This window comes from Neotabrizicola shimadae (assembly GCF_019623905.1).
In the GTDB taxonomy this organism is placed as follows: domain Bacteria; phylum Pseudomonadota; class Alphaproteobacteria; order Rhodobacterales; family Rhodobacteraceae; genus Neotabrizicola; species Neotabrizicola shimadae.
Map to the genome: position 1 here is coordinate 2,652,710 of NZ_CP069370.1, position 21,297 is coordinate 2,674,006.

Annotated in this window: 20 protein-coding genes; 10 read left to right on the plus strand and 10 right to left on the minus strand. The window is 69.3% G+C overall.

Translation table 11 applies throughout. The features are described 5' to 3' along the window. Positions 1–25: 25 nt before the first annotated feature. Genes JO391_RS12920 through purQ form a run of 3 tightly spaced genes read right to left on the minus strand, consistent with a single transcriptional unit; the run spans position 26 to position 3,847 of the window. Positions 26–1,354, minus strand: coding sequence for a sigma-54-dependent transcriptional regulator (locus tag JO391_RS12920; protein ID WP_220660889.1), 1,329 nt, complete (start codon positions 1,352–1,354; stop codon positions 26–28). 7 nt (positions 1,355–1,361) lie between these two features. Beyond that, positions 1,362–3,122 (minus strand): sensor histidine kinase, encoded by a 1,761-nt coding sequence (locus JO391_RS12925; RefSeq protein WP_220660890.1) that lies wholly within the window; start codon positions 3,120–3,122, stop codon positions 1,362–1,364. Between the two features lie 56 nt (positions 3,123–3,178). Next, a complete protein-coding gene (purQ, locus tag JO391_RS12930) occupies positions 3,179–3,847 on the minus strand; it encodes a phosphoribosylformylglycinamidine synthase subunit PurQ (RefSeq protein WP_220660891.1) in 669 nt (222 codons plus the stop codon). Between the two features lie 273 nt (positions 3,848–4,120). On the opposite strand from purQ, the gene JO391_RS12935 reads away from it, so the two are divergent. Next, entirely contained in the window at positions 4,121–4,849 is a 729-nt protein-coding gene (locus JO391_RS12935) for a sulfite exporter TauE/SafE family protein (RefSeq protein WP_220660892.1), read from the plus strand. Positions 4,850–4,853: 4 nt separating this feature from the next. Here the strand turns inward: JO391_RS12935 and JO391_RS12940 are convergent, their stop codons facing one another. Genes JO391_RS12940 through JO391_RS12950 form a run of 3 tightly spaced genes read right to left on the minus strand, consistent with a single transcriptional unit; the run spans position 4,854 to position 6,975 of the window. Continuing rightward, positions 4,854–5,891 carry a zinc-binding dehydrogenase gene (locus JO391_RS12940; protein ID WP_220660893.1) on the minus strand — a complete coding sequence of 346 codons (1,038 nt, stop codon included), beginning with the start codon at positions 5,889–5,891 and terminating at the stop codon, positions 4,854–4,856. 59 nt (positions 5,892–5,950) lie between these two features. Next, positions 5,951–6,190: a phosphoribosylformylglycinamidine synthase subunit PurS gene (purS, locus tag JO391_RS12945; protein ID WP_220664556.1), complete on the minus strand. Its 240-nt coding sequence runs from the start codon at positions 6,188–6,190 to the stop codon at positions 5,951–5,953. A 17-nt stretch (positions 6,191–6,207) separates the two neighbouring features. After that, a complete protein-coding gene (locus tag JO391_RS12950; RefSeq protein ID WP_220660894.1) occupies positions 6,208–6,975 on the minus strand; it encodes a phosphoribosylaminoimidazolesuccinocarboxamide synthase in 768 nt (255 codons plus the stop codon). A 166-nt stretch (positions 6,976–7,141) separates the two neighbouring features. Here JO391_RS12950 and JO391_RS12955 point away from each other — a divergent pair, with 166 nt between their 5' ends. The 3 genes from JO391_RS12955 (at position 7,142) to bmt (ending at position 9,195) form a co-directional block, all read left to right on the plus strand. After that, positions 7,142–7,726 (plus strand): hypothetical protein, encoded by a 585-nt coding sequence (locus JO391_RS12955; RefSeq protein WP_220660895.1) that lies wholly within the window; start codon positions 7,142–7,144, stop codon positions 7,724–7,726. A 77-nt stretch (positions 7,727–7,803) separates the two neighbouring features. Further along, positions 7,804–8,118, plus strand: coding sequence for a DUF1476 domain-containing protein (locus JO391_RS12960; protein WP_220660896.1), 315 nt, complete (start codon positions 7,804–7,806; stop codon positions 8,116–8,118). A gap of 63 nt (positions 8,119–8,181) precedes the next feature. After that, on the plus strand, positions 8,182–9,195 hold the full coding sequence (gene bmt, locus JO391_RS12965) for a betaine--homocysteine S-methyltransferase (RefSeq protein WP_220660897.1): 1,014 nt from the start codon (positions 8,182–8,184) through the stop codon (positions 9,193–9,195). Between the two features lie 148 nt (positions 9,196–9,343). Here the strand turns inward: bmt and JO391_RS12970 are convergent, their stop codons facing one another. Continuing rightward, positions 9,344–9,979: a GDSL-type esterase/lipase family protein gene (locus JO391_RS12970; RefSeq protein ID WP_220660898.1), complete on the minus strand. Its 636-nt coding sequence runs from the start codon at positions 9,977–9,979 to the stop codon at positions 9,344–9,346. Between the two features lie 117 nt (positions 9,980–10,096). Here JO391_RS12970 and trxA point away from each other — a divergent pair, with 117 nt between their 5' ends. Genes trxA through JO391_RS12985 form a run of 3 tightly spaced genes read left to right on the plus strand, consistent with a single transcriptional unit; the run spans position 10,097 to position 11,841 of the window. Continuing rightward, positions 10,097–10,999, plus strand: a complete 903-nt coding sequence (gene trxA, locus JO391_RS12975; RefSeq protein ID WP_220660899.1) for a thioredoxin — start codon at positions 10,097–10,099, stop codon at positions 10,997–10,999. Positions 11,000–11,002: 3 nt separating this feature from the next. Then, positions 11,003–11,662 carry an LON peptidase substrate-binding domain-containing protein gene (locus JO391_RS12980; RefSeq protein ID WP_375155666.1) on the plus strand — a complete coding sequence of 220 codons (660 nt, stop codon included), beginning with the start codon at positions 11,003–11,005 and terminating at the stop codon, positions 11,660–11,662. Then, positions 11,659–11,841, plus strand: coding sequence for a Trm112 family protein (locus tag JO391_RS12985; RefSeq protein WP_220660900.1), 183 nt, complete (start codon positions 11,659–11,661; stop codon positions 11,839–11,841). Before JO391_RS12980 ends, JO391_RS12985 begins: the two co-directional genes overlap by 4 nt. Positions 11,842–11,864: 23 nt before the next feature. Here the strand turns inward: JO391_RS12985 and JO391_RS12990 are convergent, their stop codons facing one another. After that, positions 11,865–13,091 (minus strand): FAD-dependent monooxygenase, encoded by a 1,227-nt coding sequence (locus JO391_RS12990; RefSeq protein WP_220660901.1) that lies wholly within the window; start codon positions 13,089–13,091, stop codon positions 11,865–11,867. Positions 13,092–13,172: 81 nt separating this feature from the next. On the opposite strand from JO391_RS12990, the gene JO391_RS12995 reads away from it, so the two are divergent. Next, positions 13,173–14,504 (plus strand): amidase, encoded by a 1,332-nt coding sequence (locus tag JO391_RS12995; protein WP_220660902.1) that lies wholly within the window; start codon positions 13,173–13,175, stop codon positions 14,502–14,504. Continuing rightward, on the plus strand, positions 14,497–14,772 hold the full coding sequence (locus JO391_RS13000; protein WP_220660903.1) for a hypothetical protein: 276 nt from the start codon (positions 14,497–14,499) through the stop codon (positions 14,770–14,772). The genes JO391_RS12995 and JO391_RS13000 overlap by 8 nt, the downstream gene beginning before the upstream one ends. Positions 14,773–14,849: 77 nt before the next feature. Here JO391_RS13000 and JO391_RS13005 read toward each other — a convergent pair whose 3' ends face one another. After that, positions 14,850–18,056, minus strand: a complete 3,207-nt coding sequence (locus JO391_RS13005) for a DNA translocase FtsK (protein ID WP_220660904.1) — start codon at positions 18,054–18,056, stop codon at positions 14,850–14,852. Positions 18,057–18,067: 11 nt separating this feature from the next. After that, complete coding sequence (locus tag JO391_RS13010) at positions 18,068–19,258, minus strand: aminotransferase class I/II-fold pyridoxal phosphate-dependent enzyme (RefSeq protein WP_220660905.1); 1,191 nt, start codon at positions 19,256–19,258, stop codon at positions 18,068–18,070. Positions 19,259–19,563: 305 nt separating this feature from the next. Here JO391_RS13010 and JO391_RS13015 point away from each other — a divergent pair, with 305 nt between their 5' ends. Continuing rightward, positions 19,564–21,243 (plus strand): putative transporter, encoded by a 1,680-nt coding sequence (locus tag JO391_RS13015; protein WP_220660906.1) that lies wholly within the window; start codon positions 19,564–19,566, stop codon positions 21,241–21,243. The last annotated feature ends 54 nt before the right edge of the window (positions 21,244–21,297 follow it).

Here is a 21,297-nt window from a genome sequence, read left to right on the forward strand (position 1 = left end):
GGGGGCGACTGCCCCCTTCACGGGATCAGACGTAGTCGCCGCGGGTCAGGCCATACTTGGCCATCTTCTCGTTCAGGGTGCGACGGGGAAGGCAGAGTTCCTCCATCACCGCGACGATGCTGCCCTTGTGGCGGCGCATCGTGTTGTCGATCAGCATCCGTTCGAAGGCTTCGACGTAATCCTTCAGCGGCTTTCCTTCCGTGGTCAGCGTCGGGCCCGCGGCCTCGTTGTCGGCCATCAGGAGCGAGGCGATGGAGCCCGAGCCGCGGCGGTTTTGCAGGACCGCGCGTTCGGCGATGTTCACGAGCTGGCGCACGTTGCCGGGCCAGGGCGCCTGAAGAAGCTGGGCGGCCTCTTGCGCCGTGACCTGCGGGGCGTCGCAGCCATATTCCTCGGCGAATTGTTCGGAAAGCCGGGTGAAGAGGGTGAGGATGTCCTCGCCGCGGGTGCGCAGCGGCGGGCAGACGATCGTCATGGCGCCAAGCCGGTAGAAGAGGTCGGGGCGCAGCGTTTCGGCCAGGGTCTTGTCGGGGGTATGGCCGTTGCAGATGGCGATCACTCGGGTTTCGGGCGGGGTGCCCTGGTCGTTGATGAAGGCCAGGAGCCGGGCCTGAAGCGCGTTCGGCAGGTCTTCGATGTCTTCAAGGCAGAGCGTGCCGCCGCGGGCTTCCTCGACAAGCGGGATCGAGCCATCTTCGGCGGGGCCGAACAGGCGCTGCACCAGCTGGTCTTCGGACCAGGCGGCGCAGGAGATCGAGACGAATTTCTTGGACGCGCGGGGGCCGACGGCATGGAGCGCATGGGCCACCAGCGTCTTGCCCGTGCCGGTTTCGCCGTCGATCAGCACATGGCTGTCGGCCTGGCCGAGATCGAGGATGTCCTCGCGCAGGCGGTCCATCGCCGGGGAGCCGCCGATGAGCTTCTTCATCATCACCGAGCCGTCGGCCAGTTCCTTGCGCAGTGCCCGGTTGTCCAGCGTGAGGCGGCGCGTCTGGGTGGCGCGCTTGGCCAGTTCGGTCATGCGGTCGGGGTTGAACGGCTTTTCCAGGAAGTCGAAGGCGCCGACGCGCATGGCTTCGACCGCCATGGGCACGTCGCCGTGGCCGGTGATGAGGATGACCGGCAGGCCGGAATCGAGGCTCATCAACCGTTTCAGGAAGGCCATGCCATCCATGCCGGGCATCTTGATGTCGCTGACCACGACGCCGGGCCAGTCGGGGCCGATGCCCTTCAGCGCGTCTTCCGCGCTGGCATAGGTTTCGGTGTCGAATCCCGAGAGCGCCAGCCACTGGCTGATGGATGCCCTCATGTCGGCCTCGTCATCGACGATGGCCACTTTCATTGCCCGGGTCATGCGCCCCTCATTCTGCTGCTTCGGCTTCGCTGCCGTAGATGGGCAGCTGCATTTCGAACACCGCGCCCCCGCCTTCGGCATTGCGCGCCGTGAGGCGGCCGCCGAGATCGGTCACGATGCCCGAGGAGATGGCCAGGCCAAGGCCCACGCCCTCGCCCGGTTTCTTGGTGGTGTAGAAAGGTTCGAAGAGATTCTCCAGATCCTCGATGCCGTGGCCGTTGTCGCGCACGGTGAGGGTCGCGGTTTCGCCGGCGGCGATCATCAGGTCGATCTGTGGCGCGGCGGTCTGGCGCGTGGCGTCCAGCGCGTTGCGCAACAGGTTGATGATGACCTGTTCCAGGCGGATGCGGTCGGCCATGACCATGACGGGCTGGCGCGGCAGGGCGCGGGTGATCTTCACCAGGCGCTGCTTCAGTTGCGGTTCCATCATGGACAGGGCGGAGGAGAGCGAGGTGCGCAGGTCCACCGGCTCGAACGCCTCGCCGCCCTTGCGGGCGTAGGACTTGAGCTGGCGGGTGATGGCGCCCATGCGGTCGATCAGGTCGTCGATGCGCTGGAAGGAGGACAGCGCCTCTTCGGGGCGCTTGCGTTGCAGAAGGAGCCGCGCGCCGGCGAGGTAGGTCTTCATCGCGGCGAGGGGCTGGTTCAGCTCGTGGCTGACGGCGGCCGACATCTCGCCCAATGCGGCAAGCTTGGAGGACTGGGCGAGGGTGAGTTCGGCCACCTCCAGCGATTTCTGCGCCTTCTCGCGTTCGGCGATTTCGCGTTGGAGCCGGGCGTTCAGGAGCCGCAGTTCGGCGGATTCGCGGCGGAAGCTGCGGGTCTGCGACCAGGCGCGGCGGGACAGGACGTAGAAGGTGAGCGCCAGCAGGATGGCGAAGCCCATGATCTCCAGCGCCAGCACGCCGTTCACGCGTTCGCGCACCGAATCGTAGGCGGTGAAGTTGTAGATGCGCCAGCCGCGGAAGGGGACGCGCGCCTCGGTCTTCATCACCGCCTCGCCGCGCAGGTAGGCATCCGGCGGGCGCTGCGTGAAATCGGTGGTGGCTTGCAGGGCGCGGTCGAAGACGGACAGCCGGTCGCCGCGGGTGAGCGCCTCTTCAAGGGGCTTGCCGCGCCAGCGCGGGTCGGTGCCCAGGACGACGACGCCTTCGGAATTGGTGACGACGACCACGTCCTGCAGGCCGGACCAGGAGCGTTCGAATTTCATCAGGTCCACGGCCACGACGATGACGCCGAGCGGCTTGCCATCGGACACGATGGCGCGGGAATAGGCGAAGTCGAAGCCGCCACCATCGCGGGGGGTGGCCGTGAAGACGGTGTCGCCGGCGCGGATGGCATCCAGGTAGAAGGGCGCCGAGGCGAACCAGGTGCCAAGGATGTTGCGGTTGGTGGCGGCGACGGTGCGGCCGTCCTTGTCCAGCAGCATGATCGAGGCGACGCCGATTTCCTGCTGGACGCGCATCAGGCGCTGCGAGGTGGAGGTGAAGGTGCCTTCCTTCAGTGCCTGCAGAAGAGCGGGATCCTGCCCCAGAAGCAGCGGCACGACGGAGGTGCGCTGCAGTTCCGAGACGATGTTGCCGGAATAGAGCGCAAGCCGCAGGTCGGCGCGGTTGCGGGTGGTTTCGGTGAAGCGGTCCGTCAGCCAGCGGTTGGTGACCAGCACCACGACAATGGCGAAGATCACCAGAAGGCCCACCGCCAGGCGGATCGGCCAGGAGGCCGACGAGTCGTCAGACGAGGGGGCGAGCGGGCTGCGGAGCGTCATGGGGCAAATCTAGGCCCCGGCGGAGGGGGCCACAAGCAAGGCCCCCGGAAGCTGCCTCAGGCCGGCACCATCCCGCCAAGGAGCGCGGAGAACAGGGCCGCGCCGTCGGTGCCGCCCTGCACCGGGTCCACCACGCGTTCGGGGTGGGGCATCATGCCCAGGACGCGGCGGTTGGCGGACAGGATGCCGGCGATGTCGCCCATCGAGCCGTTGGGGTTGTCGGCATAGGTGAAGGCGATGCGGTCCTCGGCCTTGAGGGCCGCCAGCGTCGCGGCATCGGCGGTGTAGTTGCCGTCATGGTGGGCGACGGGGATGCGAATCTGCTGGCCGGCGGAATAGCCCGAGGTGAAGGCGCTGGCACTGGTGGCGACGGTCAGCGTCACCGGGCGGCAGACGAACTTGAGCCCCGCGTTGCGCATCAGCGCGCCCGGCAGGAGACCCATTTCGGTGAGCACCTGGAAGCCGTTGCAGATGCCAAGGACAAAGCCGCCGCGCTCGGCATGGGCCACGACCGCCTGGCCCACCGGCGAGCGGGCGGCGATGGCGCCGCAGCGCAGGTAGTCGCCGAAGGAGAAGCCGCCGGGGATGCCGACGATGTCGGTGCCGGCAGGCAGCGCGGTTTCCTTGTGCCAGACGCGGGCGACATCGAAGCCCGCGCGTTCGAAGGCGGTGGCAAGATCGCGGTCGCAGTTGGAACCGGGGAAGGTGATGACGGCGGCCTTCATCGGGCGCTCCCTATGGCGTGGCGGCTGAGGGTGCCCTAGCGCATCGGGGCCGCGGGTTCCAGTGCAGGAATCTTCTGCGAAGGGTCATGCGCGCCGGATTTCCGCGAAAACCCCGGGCGCGGCGGTTTGGGGAACCTTCTCCAGAAGGATCGCCGGCGCCAGTCCTTCGCAGAGGAATTGCCAGCCCCATCGCCGCGCGGCGGCGCCACCTTGCATCCGATGCGCGGCTGGGGTCTGTTGCAGGCCAATGCCGCGACGGGTCCGGAGACCTGCATGTCTGTCCCGACCCCTGCCCTCTTTGCCCTTGTCGCGCTGACTGCCGGACTGGCCCGCGGGTTTTCGGGCTTTGGGGCGGCCTTGATCTTCATGCCGCCGGCAAGCGCGCTGGTCGGCCCGCAACTGGCCGCAACGACGCTGGCGCTGGTGGATATCGTGCTGGCTGCGCCGATGATCCCTCGGGCGCTGCCAAAGGTGTCCCTGCCCGCCATTGCCGTGATGCTGGCAGGAGCGGCGGTGACCGTGCCGGTCGGCGCCTGGCTTCTGAAGTCCCTGGATCCCATGACCCTGCGCTGGATGATTGCCGGCATCGCCACGGTGATGCTGGGACTGCTGGCTTCGGGTTGGCGGTACCGCGGGACGCCGCATCCGCTGGCCGATCTGGCGGTGGGGGCGGCTTCGGGTCTGTTCAGCGGCGTCGCGCAGATCGGCGGCCCGCCGGTGGTGGCCTATTGGCTGGGCGGACAGGGCGACCACACTGAAGCGCGGGCCAAGATCATCGTGTTCTTTGCCGGGAGCAGCCTGATCTCGCTGGCGACCTATCTGGTCTCGGGCCTGATCGGGCGAGACACCCTTTGGTGGGCGCTGGTGATGGGGCCGGCCTACGGACTGGGGCTTTTCGCCGGGGCACGCCTGTTCTGGCTGGCGGACGAGCGGAGCTTTCGTCGCGCCAGCCTTCTGTTGATTGCGCTGGCCGTGGTGACGAGCCTGCCGGTCTGGCGGTGAGCCCTCAGGCGGCGAAGCTGTCGATCACCGCGACGCCGGGGGGCATGGGACCGTTGAAGGCGGCAAGCTCGGCGCTGGCACCCGACAGGGGCACGGTGCGCGCCACGATGGGCGAGACATCGACACGCCCCGCCGCGATGAGCCCCAGAAGCGAGGGATAGCGCCAGGACGGCATCCCGCGGGTGCCGAACAGCGCAAGTTGCTTCATGTAGACCGCGTTCAGGTCGATCTCCATCCGCGCCTGATGGCCGGTGGGCAAGCCCACCTGCACATGCCGGCCGAGAGGGCGCAGGCAGGCGACCGAAGCGGCGAGCGTGGCGGGATGGCCAAGCGCCTCGATGCTGACATGGGCGCCGCCACCGGTGATCTCCACGATCTCGGCCGCGGCGCGGCCTGTGCGGGCATCGACCACCGCTTCGGCGCCAAGCGACAGCGCATGGTCCAGCCGTTCGGGCACGACGTCCACCGCGATGACACGCGCGCCAAGCGCCCGGCCCAGGATCAGCGCCGACAGCCCCACCCCGCCGGTGCCATGGATCGCCAGCCATTCGCCGGCCTGAAGCGCCGCGCGGCCGGTCAGGGCGTGCCAGGCGGTGGTGACGCGGCAGCCAAGGCCCGCGGCCAGAATGGGCGACAGCCCTTCGGGCAGGGCGGCAAGGTTATGGGCATGGGGCACGGCCACATATTCGGCCCAGGCGCCCTGGGTGCCGAAGCCGGGCACGATCTGCGACTTGCAGGTGGTCGAGGCGCCCGAGCGGCAGTCGGGGCAGGCCCCGCAGGACAGGATGAACGGCGCGATCACGCGGTCGCCCACCTTCCACTGCGCGCGGGGTCCGGCGGCGACGACCTCGCCGGAATACTCGTGGCCCAGGATGTCGCCGGGTTTCACCTTCGGATGCTCGCCCACCCAGCCGTGCCAGTCAGACCGGCAGATGCCACAGGCGAGGAGCCGCAGCACCACGCCGTCTTCCGGGCAGGCCGGATCGGGGACGGTGCCGATGGTGAGCGGCTGGTTGTATTCGGTCAGGATGGCGGCGCGCATGGGAACCTCCGGAGCCTCGCATTGGCACCGGAGGCGGGCGCGCGGTCAAGGGGCCGGGGTCAGGCGATCTCGACCGTGTATTTCTCGATCACCGTGTTGGCGAGCAGCTTCTCGCACATCGCCTTGACCTCGGTTTCGGCGGCGGCGCGGTCGGTGGCGGCAAGGTCAAGCTCGATCACCTTGCCCTGGCGCACGGCCTGCACACCGGCAAAGCCGAGCGTGCCGAGGGCGTGACGCACGGCCTCGCCCTGGGGATCGAGGACGCCGTCCTTCAGCATGACATGGACGCGGGCTTTCAGGGCCATGGGCGAGCCTTTCAGTTGATGAGCGAGGGCTTCGGCGTGGCGTGGGTGACGTTCGAGGGCATCACGCCAAGCCGCCGCGCCAGTTCGGTATAGACATCCGGCAGCGGGCCGGGATCGCGGGTCTGGCCCTCGCGGTCGGGCAGTTCCGCGGCCCGCAGATCCCACAGGCGCATGGAATCGGGGCTGATCTCGTCGGCCACGATCAGGCGCATGAAATCGCCTTCCCAGATGCGGCCGACCTCGATGCGGAAATCGGCCAGCCGGATGCCCACGCCCAGCATGACGCCGGACAGGAAGTCGTTGACGCGGAGCGCCAGCGCAACGATGTCGTCCAGGTCCTGCTGATTGGCCCAGTTGAAGGCAATGATGTGTTCTTCCGACACCAGCGGCAGGTTCAGCCGTTCGTCCTTGTAGTAGTACTCCACGATCGGACGCGGGAGCGGCGTGCCTTCGGGGATGCCAAGCCGGTCGGAGATGTCGCCGGCGGCGAAGTTGCGCACCACGACCTCCAGCGGGATCATCTCGACCATGCGGACGAGCTGTTCGCGCATGTTGATGCGGCGGATGAAATGCGTGGGCACGCCGATGGCGTTCAGCCCCGACATGAAGAATTCCGACAGGCGGTTGTTCAGCACGCCCTTGCCTTCCACGCCCGACGAGGGGGCGGGCGCGGCGGGGACGGCGGCATCGTCCTTGAAGTACTGGATCAGGGTTCCGGGTTCGGGGCCTTCGTAAAGGATCTTCGCCCTGCCCTCGTAAACCTTCTTGCGGCGTGCCATGGATGCTCCGGTTCCAATGCGGGACGGGGCGGCGCCGGGCCACCCCATCCTTACAGGGCGGCTATAGGGCAAGGCGGGCGGAGCGGCAAGGCGGGACGGCCCCACGGCGGCTGCGCGCTTGGCCTGGCGGTGGCGGGGTGGCAGGATCGGGGAAACGGAGGCCGGCATGGGACGCGAGGCAGAGACGGAGGTGCGGTTCGCCGGGGCCGCGGGGCGGGCGCGCCTGCTGCTGGAGGCCGATGCGCTGATCCTGCGCGGCGGGCTGAAGGCCCGGCTGGAGCGGACGGGCCTGGGCGCGGCCACGGCGCAGGACGGTGTGTTGCGGATCGAGACGGTGGAGGGCGTGCTGGAGGCGGATCTGGGTGCGGCGGCCGAGGCCTGGGCGAAGGCGGTGGCGACGCCGCCGCCGGATCTGGCCCAGAAGCTGGGCCTGCGCGCTGACCGGCGGGTGGTTGTACTGGGGGCGTTGAGTGGGCCGGAGATAGCAGCGGCGGTGGACCCGTGGCGGGCCGAGGCGGGAGGCGCCGCGATGGCGCTGGCCGAACTGCCGGACGCGGCGACCTTTGGTGCGGTCTGGCCGGTGGCCGAGGCGCTGGCGCTACCGTTCTGGGGCGTCACGCGCAAGGGCAAGGGCGCCGCCTTTGCCGAGGCCGATCTGAGGGCCGCGCTCCGGGCGGCGGGCTGGATCGACAGCAAGACCTGCGCGGTTTCGCCGGACTGGACAGCGACACGGTTCGGCCTGCGGCGCTGAGGCCGCCGATTGCGCTTGAAGGCGGGCTGGCCCGTGGGCATATGGGAAGCCAGAGAGATCAGCCGGAGGACCCTTCCATGACCACCTTCGACGACCGCGAGAACGCGTTCGAGGCCAAGTTCGCCCATGACAGCGAGATGATGTTCCGGGCCGAGGCGCGGCGGAACCGGCTCTTGGGGCTGTGGGCCGCAGGGCTTCTGGGCAAGTCGGGCGACGATGCAGCGGCCTATGCGATGAGCGTGGTGGAATCGGATTTCGAGAAGCCGGGCGTCGATGACGTTGTGGCGAAGGTCGCGGGCGATCTGGCCGGCAAGGCGAGCGAGGCGGAGATCCGGTCGAAGCTGACCGAGCTGATGACCGTGGCGAAGCAGCAGCTCGCCAGCGAAGTCTGACGCTTCGGGCGGGGGCGGTGCGGCCCCTGCCCTTTTCCCTTTCCTTTCCGGCCGAGGCCCGCAATGTCCCACGACGCGCTGCAACGCCTGATGGCGGACCGCGACTTCCTGCTGGCCGATGGGGCCACCGGGACCAACCTGTTCAACATGGGCCTCTCGTCGGGCGAGCCGCCCGAGATGTGGAACGTGGAGCATCCCGACCGGATCGCCACGCTGTACCGCAGCGCGGTGGAGGCGGGGTCGGATCTGTTCCTGACCAACTCGTTCGGGGGCAATGCGGCCCGGCTGAAGCTGCACGGGGCGCAGGGACGGGTGCGCGAATTGAACCGGCTGGCGGCCTCGATCGGGCGCGAGGTGGCCGACAAGGCCGGGCGCACGGTGGTGGTTGCCGGGTCGATGGGGCCGACGGGCGAGATTTTCGAGCCGATGGGCACGCTGACCCATGCCGCGGCCGTGGAGATCTTCCACGAGCAGGCCGAAGGGCTGAAGGAAGGCGGGGCGGACGTTCTGTGGGTCGAGACGATCTCGGCCGCAGAAGAATACCGGGCGGCGGCGGAAGCCGCGGCGCTGGCGGGCATGCCCTGGTGCGGGACCATGAGCTTTGACACCGCCGGGCGGACCATGATGGGCATGACCTCGGCGGCGATGGCCGAGATGGTCGAGGCGCTGCCCAACCCGCCCCTGGCCTTCGGGGCCAACTGCGGCGTGGGCGCCTCGGACCTGATGCGGACGGTTCTGGGCTTTGTCGCCGCCGGGACCGAGCGGCCGCTGATCGCCAAGGGCAATGCCGGGATCCCGAAGTACCACGACGGGCACATCCATTATGACGGGACCCCGGAGTTGATGGCGGAATATGCCGTGCTGGCGCGGGATGCCGGGGTGAAGATCATCGGGGGGTGCTGCGGGACCATGCCCGAACACCTGCGGGCCATGCGGGCGGCGCTGGACAGCCGACCCAGGGGGCCGCGGCCTTCGCTGGAGACCATCGTCGAGAAGCTGGGGGCCTTCTCCTCGGCATCCGACGGGACCGGGGCGGACGACGGCGCCGGCCGGCGCGAGCGGCGGCGGCGGGGTTGAGGCGTCCGAGCTCGGACGCCTTGACGACCCAAACGATTTCAATGCGTTGCTGGTTCGGATTAACTCGGCGTTCATCCTTGCCCGCAACGCGGCAATCCCCGTGACACCAGCATGGCCACCGCGTCCGGGCGCGGAGGCCATGGATTTTTCAAAGCGCAGCCACCGCCTCGGCCACCGCGGCGCCCAGCTTGGCATGGGCGGCCTCGTCGAAATGGACACCGTCCACCGGGCTCACCTCGATCACGCGGCCCGCGTCCAGGAAGCCCACGCCTCGCGACTGCGCGAGGTCGGCCAACAGGGGAGCAAGAGCCTGGCTGCGGGCGGCCCCGCCCCAGAACTCCACCTTGATCGGCCCGGTTTCCACCACCGGCGGCGGGCAGATCAGCAGGATCTTGAAGCCGGAATGACGGGCCTGCATCTCCATCGACTGCGCCACGTCCAGAAGGCCCGCGATCCCCGCCGCCACCATCTCGGGCGTGGTGGCGAAGCGGGTCTTCACGTCATTGGTCCCCAGCATGAGGGTCATCACGTCCAGCGGCCCGTGGCTTTCCAGCGCGATCCGAAGCCCCGTGCGCCCGTTCATGTGCGCCCCCATCACCGGGTCGTCGTATTGGGCGGTGCGGCCGGGCAAGCCTTCCTCGGCCAGGTGCCACGCCGGCCCAAGCGCCCGCGCTGCCACGCAGGTCCAGCGCGTCGCCGTGTCGAAGCGGGCATAGACTCCGCGGGTCACGATGGGCGGCGTGCCATGGGTATTGCTGTCGCCGAAGCACATCAGGTTGGGCATGGGATCCTCCGTTTGCCGGCAGGCTAGTGCGCCCGCCCCCGCGCGTAAAGCGTCGCTCCCCCTTGGCGTTTGGCCGCCTCGCGCGCATATAGGGGCAAACCACTGACGAGGACCGCCATGCTCGGCATCAGCGAGAAACCGCAGCCCGCCGCCGACCTGATCAAGGAAGGCACCGACGCCACATTCATGAAGGACGTGATCGAGGCCAGCCGCGAGGTGCCCGTGATCGTCGATTTCTGGGCCACCTGGTGCGGCCCGTGCAAGACGCTTGGCCCGATGCTGGAAAAGGCCGTGGCCGAAGCCAAGGGCAAGGTCCGCATGGTGAAGGTCGATGTCGACCGCAACCAGATGATCGCGGGCCAGTTGCGCATCCAGTCGATTCCCACGGTCTATGCCTTCTGGCAGGGCCAGCCGGTCGACGGCTTCCAGGGTGCGGTGCCGGCCAGCGAGATCAAGAAGTTCATCGACCGTCTGACCGCGCTGACAGGTGACGGCGGTCTTGCCGAGGCTCTGGAGGCGGCCGAGCAGATGCTGGCCGAAGGCGCGGTGGCCGACGCGGCCGAGACCTTCGCCGCCATCCTGGGTGAAGAGCCCGAGAATGCTGCGGCCTATGGCGGCATGGCGCGCGCCCACATTGCCGCCGGCAACCTGGATCAGGCCGAAGCCTTCCTGACCGCCGCCCCCGCCGCCATTTCGAAGTCGAAAGAGATCGAAGCCGCACGCGCCCAGCTGAACCTGGCGCGGCAGGCGGCCAATGCCGGGCCCGAAGCCGAGCTGCGCGCCGCTGTGGCGGCCGATCCGGCAAACCTGCAGGCGCGGTTCGATCTTGCCCAGGCGCTTCATGCCGCGGGCAAGGTGGACGAGGCGGTGGACGAGCTGCTGGACCTGTTCCGCCGCGACCGCGACTGGAACGACGGCGCCGCCAAGGCCCAGCTTCTGACCATCTTCGAGGCGATGAAGCCCACCGATCCGGTGGTGCTGAAGGGCCGCCGCCGACTGTCCTCGATGATCTTCGCCTGAGCCATGGCCATTGCCGGGCTGAGGCGCGTGTCCGACCTGCCGGACGTGATTCCGGTCTTCCCGCTGCCGGGGGCGCTTCTTCTGCCCCGGTCGCGGTTGCCGTTGCACATCTTCGAGCCGCGCTACCTGGCCATGCTGGAAGACGCGCTCAAGACGTCGCACCGGCTGATCGGCATGGTGCAGCCGCGCGAGGTGCCCGGCGGGGGCGAGGCACGGCTTCAGGCCATCGGCTGCGCGGGCCGGGTCACGGTGTTTTCCGAGGCCGAGGATGGCCGCTACATGATTACCCTGACCGGCGTGTCGCGGTTCCGCATCCGCGACGAGGTGCAGGGCTTTGCGCCCTATCGCCGCTGCACGGTGGACTGGGCGGATTTCGATCGCGATCTGGGCCCGTCGGAAAGCGACGTGGGCTTCGACCGGCCGGCCTTCCTTGCGGTTCTGGGGCGTTACTTCCAGTCGGTGAAGATGTCGACCGACTGGGAGGGCCTGCGCGGCGCCGAGACCGAGCTTCTGGTGAACTCGCTGTCGATGCTGTGCCCCTTCGCGCCGGGCGACAAGCAGGCGCTGCTGGAAGCGCCCTCGCTGACCACCCGGCGCGAGACGCTGGTGATGCTGATGGAATTCGCGCTGACCGGCGGCGCGGGAGGAGACAGGCTGCAATGACCGACACGCCCCGCCACGACCGCCGGATGCTGGAGATGCTGGTCTGCCCGCTGACCCATGCGATGCTGACCTGGGATGCCGAGCGGCAGGAACTGATCAGCCGCGCCGCGGGCCTGGCCTTTCCGGTGCGCGACGGCATCCCGATCATGCTGGAAAGCGAAGCGCGCCGGCTGGACTGACCGGCGCGCGCCCGGACCGCCGCCTAGAGCGGCTGGCCCTGCATCAGCCGCGGCAGGTCGCCCGACAGGCCCGCCGCCTCGCGCATGAAGCGGCGGCGGAGCGCCGGGGCGGCGTTCACCGCGCCAAGGCCCAGGTCGCGCAGGCCCCGCAGCAGCGGGTTGTCGTTGGAAAAGAGCCGGTTCACCCCGTCCATGCCAAGCGCCAGCGCCGTGGCGTCGAACCGGCGCCAGGTCTGGTAACGGTCCAGCACATCGGGCGCGCCGATGTCTTCGCCGCGTCGGGCGGCGCCCACCAGCACCTCGGCCAGCGCCCCCACGTCGCGCAGGCCAAGGTTCAGCCCCTGCCCCGCGATGGGATGCACGCCATGCGCCGCATCGCCAACCAGCGCCACGCGCGGCGCGACAAAGCGTTCGGCCAGCGACAGCGACAGCGGATAGGTGAAGCGGTCGCCCGCCAGCCGGATCTCGCCCAGGAATTCGCCGAAGCGGGGGCGCAGCACGGCCAGGTAATCCTCGTCCGGCAGCGCCTGGATCGCGCGGGCCGCCGCCTCGTCCTCGCTCCAGACGATGGAGGAACGGTTGCCCGGCAGGGGCAGGATGGCCAGCGGACCCGATGGCAGGAACAGCTGGTGCGCGGTGCCCTCATGCGGGCGTTCATGCTCCACCGCGGTGACAAGCGCGGTCTGGCCATAGCCCCAGCCCTGGCGGCGGATGCCCGCGCGGGTGGCGGTGCCGCTGCCGCGCCCGTCGCAGCCGGCGATCAGCCGGGCGGTCAGCACCTGGTCGTCCGACAGGGTGACGCAGATGCCGCCAGGCACCGGCTCCTGCCCGGTGACGGCGGTGCCGGGGATCAGGCGGATGCCGGGATGAACCTGCAGGGCGCGCAGGAAGGCACCGTACAGGTGTCGGTCCTCGACCATGTGGCCCATCGGGCCTTCCTCGATCTCGGCGGAATCGAAGGTCAGGAAGAAGGGCGCGGCGCCGGTCCCGGCGCGGCCGTCCGAAGCCACGATCTTCAGGATCGGCTGCGACAGGGGCGCAAGGCCTGGCCAAAGGCCGATGGCCTGCAACAGGCGGCGTGACGCCAGGGCGAGCGCATAGGCGCGGCCGTCGAAGCCCGGCTCGCTGCGCGCGGGCGCCGGGCGGGCATCGACCACGGTGACGGTCAGCCCGGCCTGCGCCAGGGCCAGGGCAAGCGCCGGGCCGTTCAGCCCGCCGCCGGCGATGAGAATGTCGGTATCCGGTGTCATGGGGGGAAGATGGTGCCGCCGGGCGGGATTGTCCATGCGCGCCAGTGCCGCTACCGTCCCGGAAATGGCAGGGAGACGGGCATGGCGGCGGTCTGGTCGGCACTGACGGCAAGCGAGCTGGGGCGCGAGATCGGCGCGGGGCGCATCAGCCCGGTGGAGCTGACCGAGTTCTTCCTGGACGCCTGCACCCGCCACCCGCAGGGCGACCGCATCTATGCCCGCCTGACCCCGCGGCGCGCCCGCTCGATGGCAATGGCGGCGCATGGCCGGGCCAAGGCGGGCCTGCGCATCGGTCTTCTGGACGGGGTACCCCTGTCCTGGAAGGACCTGTTCGATGCCTCGGGCGCCCCGACAGAGGCCGGTTCGGCCCATCTGAAGGGCCGGGTGCCGGAGGTGGATGCCGTGGTCCTGGCCAATGCCACCGAGGGCGGGGCGATCTGCCTGGGCAAGACCCACATGACAGAGCTGGCCTTTTCCGGCCTGGGGCTGAACCCGGTGACGGCGACGCCGCCCTGCATCAACGACGACCGCGCGGTGCCCGGCGGCTCGTCCTCGGGCGCGGCGGCATCGGTCGCCTTCGGGCTGGCCCCGGCGGCGGTGGGGTCGGACACTGGCGGATCGGTGCGGATTCCCGCTGCCTGGAACGACCTCGTGGGGCTGAAGACCACACATGGCCGCCTGTCGCTGCAAGGCGTCGTGCCGCTGTGCCCACGGTTCGACACGGTGGGGCCGCTCGCAAAAAGCGTGGAGGATTGCGCGCAGATCCTGGCGCTCCTGGAAGGCGGTCGCCCGGCCGACCTGACCGGCGCGGCCATTGCCGGCGCGCGGCTGGCCGTGCTGGACACCGTGGCGCTGGAGGACGTGCGCGAACGCCCCGCGCTTGGCTTCGAGGGCGCAGTGGACAGGCTGGCGGTCGCGGGGGCAAGCGTGACCCATATCCAGGCGCCCGAAGTGGCCGAGGCCATGGCGCTGGCCGGGGTGCTGTTCACCGCCGAGGCCTGGGCGACCTGGGGCGAGACCATCGAGACCGCGCCGGAAAAGATGTTCCCGCCGGTTCTGAACCGCTTCCGCGCCGGGGCGCAGGTCCTGGCTGCGGACTGGATCCGCGCCTGGGTGCGGCTGGACAGGCTGCGCCGGCAATGGGCCGCGCGGGTCGCGGGCTTTGACGCGGTGCTTCTGCCGACCTCGCCCATCCTGCCGCCCGACCGCGAGCGCCTGCTGACCGAGCCTGACTTCTTCACCGCCGAGAACCTGCTTGCGCTGCGCAACACGCGCATCGGCAACCTGATGGGCGGCTGCGTTCTGACACTGCCCACCGGCCAGCCCTCCTGTGGGCTGTCGCTGATGGCGGGACCGGGCGAGGAGGAGCGGCTTCTGCGCCTGGGCGCGGCGGCGGCGCGGGCGCTTGGCTGAGGGCTTCACCTTCACCGCGCGCATCCTGCGCAAGGAAGCGTTCCTGCCGCGCTATGTCGTGGTCAAGCCTGAATTCGTCTTGGGCAGGACGGGGTCCTTCGCGGCACTGGTGAGCCTGAACGGCTCAGCGCCTTTTGCCCGGACCGTCCATCCCTGGGGCAAGGGATCGGAGGCGTTTTTCTTCAACCTGACGGAACCGCAGTGCCGCAAGGCCGGGGTGGACACCGGCAGCGTTTGCGAGGTGCGGGTCGAGCCGCTGGACCGGTAGGGGCGCCCCACAGGGGAAGCGTATTCGGTCTCATGGACGAAGAAGTGCCGGACCCTTGGAAGGGTCCGGCCTTGGCCTTACGCCTCGGGAATGAGGATCTCGCGCTTGCCCACATGGTTGGCCGGAGTGACGACGCCCTGGTCCTCCATCTGCTCCACCAGGCGCGCGGCCTTGTTGTAGCCGATGCCCAGCTTGCGCTGGATATAGGAGGTCGAGCACTTGCGGTCCTTGGCCACGATGGCCACCGCCTGGTCGTAAAGCGCGTCGTCGCTGCCTTCACCGCCGCCCAGTCCCAGGACGGCGTCGATGGAATCGGCCACCTCGTCATCCGGCCCCTCGACCACGCCCGACATGTATTGCGGCGGGCCGAAGCTCTTGAGGTAGGTGACGATCTCCTCGACTTCCTCGTCGGACACGAAGGGACCATGCACGCGGTTGATGCGACCGCCGCCAGCCATGTAAAGCATGTCGCCCATGCCCAGCAGCTGTTCGGCACCCTGTTCGCCCAGGATGGTGCGGCTGTCGATCTTGGAGGTCACCTGGAAGGAAATCCGGGTGGGGAAGTTCGCCTTGATCGTGCCGGTGATCACGTCGACCGAAGGCCGCTGAGTCGCCATGATGAGGTGGATGCCAGAGGCCCGCGCCATCTGCGCCAGCCGCTGGATACAGGCTTCGATCTCCTTGCCGGCCACCATCATCAGGTCGGCCATTTCATCGACGATGACCACGATATAGGGCAGAGCGACGGGCTGGAATTCGTCGGTCTCGAACACCGGCTCGCCGGTATCCTCGTCAAAGCCGGTCTGGATCGTACGCTTGAACATCTCGCCATTGGCCAGCGCCTCGCGGACGCGGCCGTTGTAGCCTTCGATGTTGCGCACGCCCATCTTGGACATCTTGCGATAGCGCTCCTCCATCTCGGAGACGACCCATTTCAGCGCCACCACGGCCTTCTTCGGATCGGTCACGACGGGGGAAAGAAGGTGCGGGATGCCGTCATATACGGAAAGTTCCAGCATCTTCGGGTCGATCATGATCAGCCGGCACTCTTCGGGCGAGAGCTTGTAGAGCAGCGACAGGATCATGGTGTTGATCGCCACCGACTTGCCGGACCCCGTGGTCCCCGCGATCAGCAGGTGGGGCATCTTGGCGAGGTTGGTCACGATGGGCTCGCCCGCGATGTCCTTGCCGAGCGCCAGCGGCAGCCGCATGTTGCTGTCGCCGAAGTCGCGGGCCGACAGGATCTCGCGCAAGAGCACCTTCTCGCGGTGCGCATTGGGCAGTTCGATGCCGATGACGGATCGCCCCGGCACGGTCGAGACGCGCGCCGACAGCGCCGACATCGACCGGGCGATATCATCGGCCAGGCCGATCACCCGGCTTGCCTTCAGGCCCGGCGCCGGTTCCAGTTCGTAAAGCGTGACCACGGGGCCGGGGCGCACGGCGACGATCTCGCCTTTGACGCCATAGTCGTCCAGCACGTTTTCCAGCATCCGGGCGTTTTCTTCCAGCGCCTCATCCGACAGCGCATGGCGCTGGATCGTGCCGGGGTTGGCCAGCAGCGACAGCGGCGGCAGTTCATAGGCCGGGGCCGGCTCGTCGAACCGCAGGCGGGGCTGTGCCTCGGCCACCGCGCGGGTCGAGGGCTGCACCGGCTTTTTCGGCGCGTGCTGCACCACCGCCTTGCGTTCGGGCAGGGCAGCGGGGCGCTGGACGGGAGCCTCGTCCTCCCATTCCTGCACGGCGAAGGCGTTGACGATCTCGTCCTCCTCGACCTCGGCCATCACCTGCGGCACGGGGGCCGGCACGGGGGCCGGCGCGGGAGCGGCGGGCGGTGGGGCGCGGCGCGTCACCACGGGTTCGGCCAGGCGCGCGGACTGGGCCGGCGCCGGAGCGGGCGCGGCGGCGGGGGCAGGACGGGTCGCGGTCAGCGGCGCGGGCGCCATGGCCGGATCGGCGGGCACCTGGGGCACGACGCGGCGCGTGTCGGCCAGCAGGGGTTGGGGCCGTTCGCGGCGCGCGACCGGCGGTTCACGCCGCTGCACGGCGGCAGTCACCGGATTCAACGGCATCTGGCCGTGGTTGGCGCGCGACCGGATCACATCCGAGATGCGCGCCTTGATGCGTTCTTCGGGCGGCAGGTCATCGGCCAGCACCATCGGTTCCATCGGCTCGGGCGCGGCTTCGGCCATGCGCAGGCGGTTCTGCACCCTGGCCAGCAGGCCCACCTTGGCGCGCGGCGGTTCGGTCACGCGCGGCTCGGCGCGCAGCGCCTCTGGCCGGCCCCATTGCGGCGCGGGGGCGGGCGCCGGTTCCGGCAGCATCGCAGGTTCGGCCGCCTGCGGCATGAACCGGCGCAGCGACCATTTCGGCTGCGGCTCGGCCACGGGTTCGGGCGCCGGCTCGACCTCTTCGACCAGCTGCACCGGAGTCGCGGCGCGCGCCACGCGACCGGCCTTCAGTGGCACGGGCGCCGAAACCGGCATCGGCGGCGGCGCAAGTGCCGCCTGCCGCGCGGCCTCGGCCTGTTCGGCCGCCCGGCGCTCGGCCCGCTCGGCCGCGCGTTCGGCCAGGCTCGCCTTCTTGGCTGCGGCATGATCCTTCATCGCCACCGCCGCCTTGGCCGAACCGGCCAGACCCTGGCCCAAAACGGTGATGATGCCCTGATAGCAGACCACCACGCCCACCATCAGGAACCGGGCAATGGCCTTCAGCTCGCCTTGATCGAAGCCGGTCACGAACAGCATCATCGCCACCAGCCCCAGGCCAGTGGCCGCCGACAGCAGCTTCAGTCCGAAGCCCGACCCCACCGGCACCAGCCCCAGCACGGCACCCAGCACGGTGTCGCCGAACAGGCCGCCAAGGCCAAAGGCATGGGGCCAGTCCGGCCCCGGCACCAGCGTCGCGCAATAGACGGCGGCCAGCGCCGCGGTGATGACGGCAAAGACCACGCGGCCCGCCGCCCGGTCTGAGCCCAGATGCAGCATGTAGCGCACGCCCCAGGCCAGGATGATCAGCGGCACCGACCAGGCGCCCATGCCGCCGATGACCATCAGCGTCGAGGCGACGGAGGCCCCGAAATGCCCCAGCAGGTTCTGCGCAGGTTCGGCCGTTGCCACCAGCCAGCCCGGATCCTCGGGCGAATAGGACCACAGCACCGCCGCCAGCGCCGCGGCCAGCGCGATCAGCACCATGCCGATCAGCTCTCGCCCGCGGCGTTCCAGGGTCGCCTGCATGTTCCGGTCCAGAAGCGGATCGCGCTGCCGTGCCTGATAGGATGCCATGACCGTTCGCCTCACCCGTAAAGACAGTCGCGAAGCCTGGTAAGCCCGCGCTGCATTTCGTCGATCGGGGCCACGAGCGCGACCCGCACATAGCGCGCGCCGGGGTTCATCCCCCCGACCTCGCGCGAAAGATAGGCGCCCGGAAGAACCCGGACCCCCGTTTCAACCCAAAGCTTCAAGGCCGCCGCCTCGCCGTCGCCCATCTGTTCGGGCACCGGCAGCCACAGGAAAAAGCCGCCATCGGGCGGGCGATAGCCGTTCGCCCCCCGGAAAACCGCGTCCGCCGCGGCAAACTTCGCGTGGTAAAGCGCCAGGCTCGCCTCGACATGCGCTTCGTCCGCCCAGGCCCGCTCGCTCACGCGCTGCAGGGGCAGCGGCAGGGGAGCCCCGGCATAGGCGCGCAGCTGGCGGATGCGGCGGATTCCCTCGGCGCCGCCGGCCACAAAGCCCGACCGCAGCCCCGGCAGGTTCGACCGCTTGGACAGCGACTGGAACATGAAGACCCGCTCGGGGTCGGCGGCGACCGCAGCCGCCACTCCCATCACGCCGGGCGGCGGCGCCTCGCGCCAGATCTCGGAATAGCATTCGTCCGACAGCACGCGGAAATCGTGCCGCTCGGCCAGGGCCAGCAGCCGTTCCAGGTAATCCCGCGGCGCGACGGCGCCCTGCGGATTGGCGGGCGTGCACAGAAAGGCCAGCGCCACCCGGTCCAGAACCTCGGGGGCCAGGCTTTCATAATCCGGCAGGAACCCGGTTTCCGCCGTGGCCGGCACATAGACAGGCTCGGCCCCCACGGTCAGCGCCGCCATGGCATAGGCCTGGTAGAACGGGTTCGGCATAAGCACCACGGGCCGCTTGCCGCCCTTGGTCTCGGGGCAAAGCGCCACAGCCGCGTTGAACAGCCCCTCGCGCGTGCCGTTCAGCGCCATGATGCGGTCGGTCCCGACCGTCGCGCCATGCCGGCGCGCGATCCAGGCGGAAATGGCCGCCAGAAGCTCTGGCGTGCCATCGTTCGGGGGATAGACGCCAAAGCCCGCCATCGCCTCGGCCATCACGGGCGCCACGAAATCGGGCATGGGGTGACGCGGCTCGCCGATGGTCATGGCAATGGGTTCGCCGCCCGGAGCATGCGAATCCAGCAGCTTCCGCAAGCGCGGAAACGCGTAGTCAGGCAGGTTCGAGAACCGCTCGGGATACGCCATTCATGCCTCAACCTCGGGGTCTGTCGCCCCTATTGACGGTCAGGATAGCGGGCATCGCCGCACCGGTCCAGAAAAGCGTGACGCCCGTGCCTGCCGACTGCCAAAATTGTGGCTTTTTCGCCCCTTGCAGGTCGAAGTTGCCGGAAACCGCAGGGTGCGGCACGCGCGCATGGTGCGGTTTGCGTTGAAAAGCGATACGGAACGGGCATCGCGGCCGGACGGAGCGACCTCCGCAGGCGATGACCGGGTCGGCGCCGGACCGCCGGCCCATTCGGGCCAAAGCCCGGCGGATGCAGGAGAATGCGATGGTGCTTGCCCTGTTCAGCCTCAGCGATGTGGCACTGGCCGTCGCGGCGCTTGCGCTCAGCGCCACGCTTGGCCTTCTGCTTGGCCGTCTTGAATACAAGGGCGTCGGGCTTGGGATCGGGGGTGTTCTGTTCGCCGGAATCGTGGTGGGCGACCTCTCGGCCCGGCTTGGCCTCGACTACAACATCGAGATGCTGGATTTCGTCCGCGAGTTCGGGCTGATACTCTTCGTCTTCACCATCGGCATCCAGGTCGGCCCCGGCTTCTTTGCCTCGCTGCGCCGGTCGGGGATGCAGCTAAACCTTGCCGCCGCCGCCGTCGTCCTTTTGGGCGTGGCCGTGACCCTGACGGTGCACTGGGTCTTTGCCGTTCCCGTGCCCGCTCTCGTGGGCCTAATGTCGGGCGCCGTGACGAACACGCCTGGCCTTGGCGCGGCCACGCAGACCCTGGCCGACCTCGGCGCCAGCCAGGCCGACGTCTCGCAGCCCTCGCTCGGCTATGCCATGACCTATCCCTTCGGCATCGCCGGCATCCTTCTGTCGATGATGCTGGTCCGCCAGCTCGCTCAGGTCGATGTCGCCGCCGAAGCCGCCGCCTGGGACGCGCAGCGCCGCCGCGGCCCAAGCGCCCTGCCCTCGCTGGACGTGGTGATCCGCAACGAAAATTTCGACGGACTGACGCTCGGCGAGGTGCCCGGCCTCTTCGATCAGGGCGTCGTGGCATCGCGCATGAAATCCGCAGGCGATCTGATCGTGCCCCGCCGCGACAGCCGGGTCCGGGTGGGCGATGTGCTGCACCTCGTGGGCCCCGCCGAAAGGCTGCACGCCATGCAACTGGTGCTTGGCACCGAATCCGAGGTCGCCCTGTCCACCAAGGGCACCCAGCTGTCCTGGACGCGGATGGTGGTCACGGACAAGCATGTCTGCGGCCGCAAGCTGCGCTCCCTTGGCCTGACCGAGGAATTCGGCGTCACCGTCTCGCGCATCCTGCGCGCCGGCACCGAGCTTCCGGCCGAGGCCGAGGCCACGCTGGAGTTTGGCGACATCGTCACCGTTGTCGGCCCGAAAGAGGCGCTGGAGCAGATCCGCGGCGTCCTGGGCGACCAGAAGCAGCGGCTGGACCAGGTGGACTTTCCCGCCGTCTTCATCGGCATCGCGCTTGGCGTGCTGCTCGGCTCGTTGCCCGTGCCCATTCCCGGCCTTCCCGTTCCCCTGAAGCTCGGCCTCGCAGGCGGCCCGCTGGTCGCGGCCATCCTGCTGGGCCGCCTTGGCCGGTGGGGGCCGTTCATGTGGGTCATGCCGCCGGCCGTGAACCACGCGCTGCGCGAATTCGGCATCGTGCTGTTCCTGGCCGTCGTCGGCCTGAAATCCGGCGACCGCTTCCTTGACACGCTGCTGCACGGCGACGGTCTTCTCTGGGTGGGCTACGGGATGCTCATCACCCTGGCCCCGCTTCTGATCGTCGGCCTCCTTGCGCGACTGGTTTTCGGCTTCAACTACCTCACGCTCTGCGGCGTTCTGGCCGGCTCCATGACCGATCCGCCCGCGCTCGCCTTCGCCAATGCCCAGGCCGACTCCCCCGCCGCCTCGATCGCCTATGCCGCCGTCTATCCGCTGGTCATGGGCCTGCGCATCTTTGCCCCGCAACTGATCGTGCTGCTTCTCTTCGTCCCAGCCTGAGCCATCGCTTGACGTGCCGCCCATGCCCGCGGAACATCACCGCGGACAACGCCA

Excerpts from the sequence above, each read along its gene's own strand:
- JO391_RS12920 (WP_220660889.1), bottom strand. The coding sequence starts at position 1,354 with ATGACCCGGGCAATGAAAGTGGCCATCGTCGATGACGAGGCCGACATG.
- JO391_RS12925 (WP_220660890.1), bottom strand. The coding sequence starts at position 3,122 with ATGACGCTCCGCAGCCCGCTCGCCCCCTCGTCTGACGACTCGTCGGCC.
- purQ (WP_220660891.1), bottom strand. The coding sequence starts at position 3,847 with ATGAAGGCCGCCGTCATCACCTTCCCCGGTTCCAACTGCGACCGCGAT.
- JO391_RS12935 (WP_220660892.1), top strand. The coding sequence starts at position 4,121 with ATGTCTGTCCCGACCCCTGCCCTCTTTGCCCTTGTCGCGCTGACTGCC.
- JO391_RS12940 (WP_220660893.1), bottom strand. The coding sequence starts at position 5,891 with ATGCGCGCCGCCATCCTGACCGAATACAACCAGCCGCTCACCATCGGC.
- JO391_RS12950 (WP_220660894.1), bottom strand. The coding sequence starts at position 6,975 with ATGGCACGCCGCAAGAAGGTTTACGAGGGCAGGGCGAAGATCCTTTAC.
- JO391_RS12955 (WP_220660895.1), top strand. The coding sequence starts at position 7,142 with ATGGGACGCGAGGCAGAGACGGAGGTGCGGTTCGCCGGGGCCGCGGGG.
- JO391_RS12960 (WP_220660896.1), top strand. The coding sequence starts at position 7,804 with ATGACCACCTTCGACGACCGCGAGAACGCGTTCGAGGCCAAGTTCGCC.
- bmt (WP_220660897.1), top strand. The coding sequence starts at position 8,182 with ATGTCCCACGACGCGCTGCAACGCCTGATGGCGGACCGCGACTTCCTG.
- JO391_RS12970 (WP_220660898.1), bottom strand. The coding sequence starts at position 9,979 with ATGCCCAACCTGATGTGCTTCGGCGACAGCAATACCCATGGCACGCCG.
- trxA (WP_220660899.1), top strand. The coding sequence starts at position 10,097 with ATGCTCGGCATCAGCGAGAAACCGCAGCCCGCCGCCGACCTGATCAAG.
- JO391_RS12980 (WP_375155666.1), top strand. The coding sequence starts at position 11,003 with ATGGCCATTGCCGGGCTGAGGCGCGTGTCCGACCTGCCGGACGTGATT.
- JO391_RS12985 (WP_220660900.1), top strand. The coding sequence starts at position 11,659 with ATGACCGACACGCCCCGCCACGACCGCCGGATGCTGGAGATGCTGGTC.
- JO391_RS12990 (WP_220660901.1), bottom strand. The coding sequence starts at position 13,091 with ATGACACCGGATACCGACATTCTCATCGCCGGCGGCGGGCTGAACGGC.
- JO391_RS12995 (WP_220660902.1), top strand. The coding sequence starts at position 13,173 with ATGGCGGCGGTCTGGTCGGCACTGACGGCAAGCGAGCTGGGGCGCGAG.
- JO391_RS13005 (WP_220660904.1), bottom strand. The coding sequence starts at position 18,056 with ATGGCATCCTATCAGGCACGGCAGCGCGATCCGCTTCTGGACCGGAAC.
- JO391_RS13010 (WP_220660905.1), bottom strand. The coding sequence starts at position 19,258 with ATGGCGTATCCCGAGCGGTTCTCGAACCTGCCTGACTACGCGTTTCCG.
- JO391_RS13015 (WP_220660906.1), top strand. The coding sequence starts at position 19,564 with ATGGTGCTTGCCCTGTTCAGCCTCAGCGATGTGGCACTGGCCGTCGCG.